Origin of the sequence: Accumulibacter sp., assembly GCF_031732815.1 — a bacterium.
Taxonomy (GTDB): Bacteria; Pseudomonadota; Gammaproteobacteria; order Burkholderiales; family Rhodocyclaceae; genus Accumulibacter.
Genome location: NZ_JAVMKF010000089.1, coordinates 1 through 6,272, shown reverse-complemented (window position 1 = coordinate 6,272; position 6,272 = coordinate 1). Strand labels below are relative to the sequence as shown.

The following is a 6,272-nucleotide window of genomic DNA, read 5'->3' as shown; positions in this document are numbered from 1 at the left end:
GATGCAGGTTTATGCCCGCATGCTCCCTTAGCAGGGGAGTGCCTTCGACCTCTCGGCCACGTCTCCTAGGAGGGGGTGATGATATCGGTTTCGTCGCGACCGGTCAAACTCAACTTCGACTTCTGCGGCTTTTCCAGGCCGAAGGCCTTGTGCAGCGTGCGCACCGCGTGTTCAAGTGATTTCTCGTCGATGACCACCGAGATCTTGATCTCCGAGGTGGAGATCATCGCCATGTTGATGCCTTCCTTGCCGAGCGCGGCAAACATTCGGCTGGCGACTCCCGGGTGCGAGCGCATGCCGACGCCGACGGCCGACACCTTGCAGATCGTCGGATTGCCAGCCACCGAGCGCGCGCCGATCCGCTCCTTGACTTCCTTCAGGATCTTCATCGCTTTGGTGTAATCGTTGCGGTTGACCGTGAAGGAGAAGTCGGTGGTACCGTCGTGGCCGATGTTCTGAATGATCATGTCGACGTCGATGTTCGCGTCGGCTACCGGACCGAGGATCTGAAACGCCGTTCCCGGCCGGTCGGGCACACCGAGCACGGTGAGCTTGGCTTCGTCGCGGTTGAATGCAATTCCGGAAATGACAGGCTGTTCCATTCTCTTCTTGTCCTCAATTGTGATCAGCGTACCTGCACAGTCGTCTTCAAAGTCCTCTTCGAAGCTCGACAGCACGCGCAGCTTGACTTTGTACTTGCCGGCGAACTCGACCGAGCGGATTTGCAGGACCTTGGAGCCCAGGCTCGCCATTTCCAACATTTCCTCGAAGGTGATCGTGTCGAGTTTGCGCGCTTCGGGAACGACGCGCGGGTCGGTGGTGTAGACGCCGTCGACGTCGGTGTAGATCTGGCATTCGTCCGCTTTCAAGGCGGCCGCCAGCGCTACTGCCGAGGTATCGGAACCGCCGCGGCCCAAGGTGGTGATGTTGCCTTCCTCGTCCGCCCCCTGGAAACCGGCGACGACGACGACGCTTCCCTCGTTCAGCGACTTGCGAATCTTGTCCTGGTTGATCTTCAGAATCCTGGCCTTGGTGAAGGTGCTGTCGGTCAGCACGCCAACCTGCGGGCCGGTGAAGCTGCGCGCCTGAATTCCTTCGGCGTGCAGCGCGATGGCGAGCAGGGCGATGGTGACCTGTTCACCGGTTGATGCGATCACATCCAGTTCCCGCGGGTCGGGCGAGGGTGACATCTCCTTGGCCAGAGCAAGCAGTCGATTCGTTTCCCCGGCCATTGCCGAGGGAACGACGACGACCTGATGGCCGCGCGCGTGCCAGCGGGCCACGCGTCGGGCAACATTCCTGATGCGCTCTGTCGAGCCCACCGATGTGCCGCCGAACTTCTGAACAATCAGTGCCATTACAGATCCAAATGAAAGACCAAAGAATCAGCATTGTAGCGTGTTCAAGCGGTTTGTGGGTGGAAGCTGCCGCCGACGCGTATGCCTTGGTGCTTAAGCCGATGGTCTATTCAAATGCTGCTTGCAATTCCTCCACGATGCTTTATAGTGTCTCTTGTATTACCAAGGACATAGCGCGTAGGAGGCGCAGGAGCGGGTTTTCTGCCGATTTGCGTGCGGTAACTGCAAGAAAGGACAGCCATGAGCACCGTCAAAGTCGCTGAGCGGGTCGACCCGCGTGAGATCCGCCGTAGGCTTGGGATGAATCAGCAACAGTTCTGGTCGAAGCTCGGAGTTACGCAGAGTGGTGGTTCGCGCTACGAAAGTGGGCGCAACATGCCAAAGCCGGTTCGTGAGTTGCTCCGCCTGGTGCACATCGAGCAGATCGACATTCAGCGTCTGAAGCGCGAGGACTTCGAGGTTGTCGAGTATCTCAAGGCGGAAGACCCTGATCAATTCAAGGCGCTCAGGAAGGCTGCCCGCAACCGGCTGAAGAAGTCTGCTGGCTGATTGCAACCGTCGCCCAGCGGCGGCCAGCGCCAAGCCGCCACCGTCTTACCCCGCAGCCGTATCGCCGCATCCAGCGCGAACAGCATCGTCGCGTGACCTAGCCCAGGCCGAGCATTTCGCGCGCGTGCTGGCGTGTGATCGCGGTGATTTCAACCCCGCCGAGCATACGCGCAATCTCTTCGATGCGGGCCGATCCCTCAAGCAGCGTCACCTGACTGCGCGCCTGCGCGCCGTCGGCTCGCTTGCTGACCTGCCACTGCCACTTGGCGCGCGCGGCAACTTGTGGCAGGTGAGTCACACAGAGCACCTGGCGCTGCGCGCCAAGCTCGCGTAGCAGTCGACCGACGACCTCCGCCACCCCGCCGCCGATGCCGACATCGACTTCATCGAAGATCAGCGTCGGAACGCTTGCCGCCTGACTGGTGACGACCTGAATCGCCAGGCTGATGCGCGACAGCTCGCCGCCCGAGACGACCTTGGCCAAGGGACGCGCTTCACTGCCCGCCAGGCCGCCGACGCGAAACTCGATCTGCTCGAAGCCGCTGGCGCTGCCACCGTCGACCGGCAGCAGCGCGACCTGGAAGCGACCACCGGCGAGTGCCAGTTGCTGCATGACCAGGCTGACCTCGTCAGCGAGCGTCGCGGCCGCGCGGCTGCGCCCGGCCGACAGGCGTCGGGCCAGATCTTCGTAGCTCGCACGCGTCGTGGCCAGGCGCTCGGCCAGGCCGGCGACATCGACTGCCTCGGCCAATTCTGCAAAGCGCTCGTGCCAGCGAGCGAGCAGGCCGGGCAGGTCTTCGGTTGAGCAACGGAATTTTCTTGCACAAGTGAGCACGGCTTCGATCCGGCGCTCGATGTCGCTCAAGCGCTGTGGGTCGAGTTCGACCCGGTCAGCGTAGCGCCGAAGCAGCGAAATCGCTTCGCGCAGATTGGTTTGCGCCGACTGCAGCAAGACGGCGACATCGGACAGCGCCGGGTCGTAGTCGGCCAGCTCGCTGATCCGGCTGGCCGCGCCGGCGACCTGCGCCTCGCACGCTGCGTCGCTCTCGGCGAGGACTTGCAGTGACGCCTGGGCGCCTTCAATCAGGCTCGCCGCGTGCGCCAGACGCTTGTGCTCGTCGTTCAGCAACAGCCACTCGTCAGGCGAGAAGCCGAGTGTTTCAAGTTCCCGGATCTGCCAGCCCAATTGTTCGCGTTCGGCGATCAAGGCCTCGGCGCTGCCCTGTGCCGCGTCGAGGGCGGCTTTCGCCGCGCGCCAGGCGCGCCACGCCTGGCTGACCTCGGCGACCAGCGGGTCGAGCCGGGCATGCCCGTCGAGCAGCGCGCGTTGTGCCTCGCCGCGCAGCAGCGACTGATGGGCGTGCTGTCCGTGAATGTCGACCAGCGTCTCGGCGGCCTCGCGCAACTGCTGGACGGTGACCGGGCTGCCGTTCAGGTAGGCGCGTGAGCGTCCGTTGCTGTCGACGACGCGCCGCAAAAGCAGGCTTCCCGCTGCGCCAAGGTCATTCGCCGCCAGCCATTCGGCGGTTGCCGGCGCATCATCGAGGGCAAACTCGGCGCTTACCTCGCTGCGTGCGGCGCCTGCCCGGATCAGACCGGAATCGGCGCGCTCGCCCAAGGCGAAGGCCAGCGCGTCGACCAGAATCGACTTGCCGGCACCGGTTTCGCCAGTCAGCGTGCCGAACCCGCCGGCAAAGTCGAGTTCGAGCTGCTCGACGAGAACGAAATCGCGGATGGTCAGGCGGCAGAGCATCGGGCAGTCTTCGCGCAGGCGGACTAGTGCTCTTTCGGCCGCTCGCTCCAGTGCAGCTTCTGACGGAGCATGGCGAAATAGCTGTAGCCGGGTGGGTGCAGGAGGCAGATCGAGTAGGCTGATCGGCGGATTGCCACGTAGTCGCCGCTTTTCAGGTCGACGGTGACCTGACCGTCGAAGTGGGCGCGCGAATCGGTTGCGTAGACGACATGAATCTCGATTTCGCAGGTGTCGCCGACCAGGATCGGCCGGTTCGACAAGGCGTGCGGACAGAGCGGCACGAGCGCGATGGCTGACACCTGCGGATGCAGGATCGGTCCGTTGGCCGACAGGGCGTAGGCGGTCGACCCGGTCGAGGTGGCGACGATCAGGCCATCGGCGCGCAGGCGGTAGATGAACTCGCCATTGATCAGCAGTTCAAATTCGATCATTCGCCCGGTGGCGCCCTTGTCGACGACGATGTCGTTGAGCGCCAGGTTGCTGGCGATCGGTCGTCCGTCGCGCAGGACCTCGGCATCGAGCAGCATGCGCGTTTCGGCGACGAAGCGGCCGTCGAGCAGTTCGTCCAGGCAGGCGAGCAGGTCGCGCCGCGCAATGTCGGTCAGGAAGCCGAGGCGCCCCTGGTTGACGCCGATAAGGGGAACGCGGTAGCGCGCGAACTGGCGCGCCGCGTTGAGCATCGTGCCATCTCCGCCGACGACGATCGCCATGTCGGAATGCGCGCCCAGCCAGGCGAAGTTTCCGCTCGCCCAGGTCCGCAACTCGATCTGCGAACCGAGATTGAGCGCGGTCTCCTCCTCGATCAGCACGGTCATGCCACGCTCGTGCAGATAGCCGGCGAGCAGGCGGATCGACGCAGCAGCTTCCTGACTGTTGTACTTGCCGACCAATGCAATGGTTCGCGGCAGTGGCGTGCTGTCCGGCGCTGCCCTTGGGAAGGCGTTGTTCATGGGGGGACAATTAAACCACAATTCAGCATCTTTCCGCCGTTCCCCGAGGACGGGCAATTTTTTGTAGAATCGCCGGCATGCTCGACGAACGTGCCCGAACCCTTCTCAAGACGCTGATCGAACGCTACATCGCGGAAGGGCAGCCGGTCGGCTCGCGCGCCTTGTCGCGCTACTCCGGACTCGATCTGTCGGCGGCCACCGTGCGCAACGTGATGGCCGACCTCGAAGATATCGGGCTGATTGCCAGCCCGCACACCTCTGCCGGGCGCGTACCGACCTCGCGCGGTTATCGTTTTTTCGTCGACAGCCTGCTCACGGTGCGACCGCTCGACCGTGAGAAAATCGATGTCATCGAAGAGCAGCTACACCCGTCGCAGCCGCGCCAACTGATCAGCAACGCCTCGCACCTGCTTGCCGGGCTGACGCACTTTGCCGGCGTGGTGCTCGCCCCACGCCGGCGGCAGCCGAAGATCCGCCAGATGGAATTCGTCAGCCTCTCGGAACGGCGGATTCTGCTCATCCTGGTGACCACCGATGGCGATGTACAGAACCGACTGCTCTTTCCCGGGCGGCCTTACACGCCAGCCGAACTGGTTACGGCGACCAATTACTTGAATCAGCACTTCGTCGGCGGCGACTTCGAACAAATCCGCCAGCATGTCAGTGAGGAATTGCTCGCTTTGCGTGGCGACCTGCAGGCGCTGATGACAGCGGCCCTGGTTGCCGGTGACGAGGTGATGCGCGGGGCGGACGACCGCTATGTCATTTCGGGTGAGCGCAATCTGCTCGAAGTCGAGGAGTTCTCCTCGAACATGCAGCGTCTGCGCGAGCTTTTCGATCTCTTCGAGCAGCGCACCTCGTTGATGCAGTTGCTCGATCTTTCGCAGCGCGCGGATGGCGTCCAGATTTTCATTGGCGGAGAGTCCGGGCTGGCACCGCTCGACGAATGCAGCGTGGTGACCGCCGCCTACGAAGTCGATGGCCAGGTGGTCGGTTCGGTCGGCGTGATCGGACCAACCCGCATGGCCTATGAACGCGTCATTCCGATCGTCGATATCACGGCCCGCCTGCTTTCCTCGGCCTTGACCTATCAGGCGACCCGCTGATGCCGCCTGTACAGCCGGAGCCGCCGCACAGCCATGGCTTGGCAGCGCGCACCGCGGTTCTTCTGATCAATCTGGGGACGCCCGCGGCGCCGACGACCGCGGCGGTACGTCGCTACCTGCGCGAGTTCCTTTCCGATCCGCGCGTCGTCGATCTGCCGCGGATCGTCTGGTGGCCGATTCTGCACGGCATAATCCTCAATGTTCGACCGCGTCGTTCAGCCGAGAAGTATGCCTCGGTGTGGACGGCAGAAGGCTCGCCGCTGCAGGTGCACGTGGCCCGTCAAGCCAAGCTGCTGCTCGGTTTTCTCGGTCGCGCCGGGCATCGGGTGGTCGTCGACTACGCAATGCGTTACGGCGAACCGTCGATTGGCGCGAGCCTTTCGCACCTGAAGGCGGACGGCTGTACGCGAATCCTCCTTTTGCCGCTCTATCCGCAATACGCGGCAAGCACCACCGCCGCCGCTTTCGACGCGGCTTGCAGGTGGCTGCAGGAGACGCGCAATCAGCCGGAAATCCGGATGGTGCGCAGCTTCGCCGACGATCCGGGCTACCTGGC

At 63.6% G+C, this 6,272-nt stretch carries 6 protein-coding genes; 3 read left to right on the top strand and 3 right to left on the bottom strand.

Features of this window, described 5'->3' with window-relative positions; all coding sequences use genetic code 11:
* Positions 1 to 65: 65 nt before the first annotated feature.
* Positions 66 to 1,358 (bottom strand): aspartate kinase, encoded by a 1,293-nt coding sequence (locus RKP46_RS07145; protein ID WP_311106008.1) that lies wholly within the window; start codon positions 1,356 to 1,358, stop codon positions 66 to 68.
* 240 nt (positions 1,359 to 1,598) lie between these two features.
* Here RKP46_RS07145 and RKP46_RS07140 point away from each other — a divergent pair, with 240 nt between their 5' ends.
* Positions 1,599 to 1,907, top strand: coding sequence for a transcriptional regulator (locus RKP46_RS07140; RefSeq protein ID WP_311106007.1), 309 nt, complete (start codon positions 1,599 to 1,601; stop codon positions 1,905 to 1,907).
* Positions 1,908 to 2,004: 97 nt separating this feature from the next.
* Here the strand turns inward: RKP46_RS07140 and recN are convergent, their stop codons facing one another.
* The gene (recN, locus tag RKP46_RS07135) at positions 2,005 to 3,660 is read right to left on the bottom strand and encodes a DNA repair protein RecN (protein ID WP_311106006.1); all 1,656 of its coding nucleotides are present in this window, start codon (positions 3,658 to 3,660) and stop codon (positions 2,005 to 2,007) included.
* A 23-nt stretch (positions 3,661 to 3,683) separates the two neighbouring features.
* Positions 3,684 to 4,610 (bottom strand): NAD kinase, encoded by a 927-nt coding sequence (locus RKP46_RS07130; RefSeq protein ID WP_311106005.1) that lies wholly within the window; start codon positions 4,608 to 4,610, stop codon positions 3,684 to 3,686.
* A 77-nt stretch (positions 4,611 to 4,687) separates the two neighbouring features.
* On the opposite strand from RKP46_RS07130, the gene hrcA reads away from it, so the two are divergent.
* Both hrcA and hemH read left to right on the top strand, forming a co-directional pair.
* Entirely contained in the window at positions 4,688 to 5,716 is a 1,029-nt protein-coding gene (hrcA, locus tag RKP46_RS07125) for a heat-inducible transcriptional repressor HrcA (RefSeq protein WP_311106004.1), read from the top strand.
* Positions 5,716 to 6,272, top strand: a 557-nt coding sequence (gene hemH / locus RKP46_RS07120) for a ferrochelatase (protein WP_311106003.1), incomplete at its 3' end; no start/stop codon positions are given. The genes hrcA and hemH, both read left to right, overlap by 1 nt.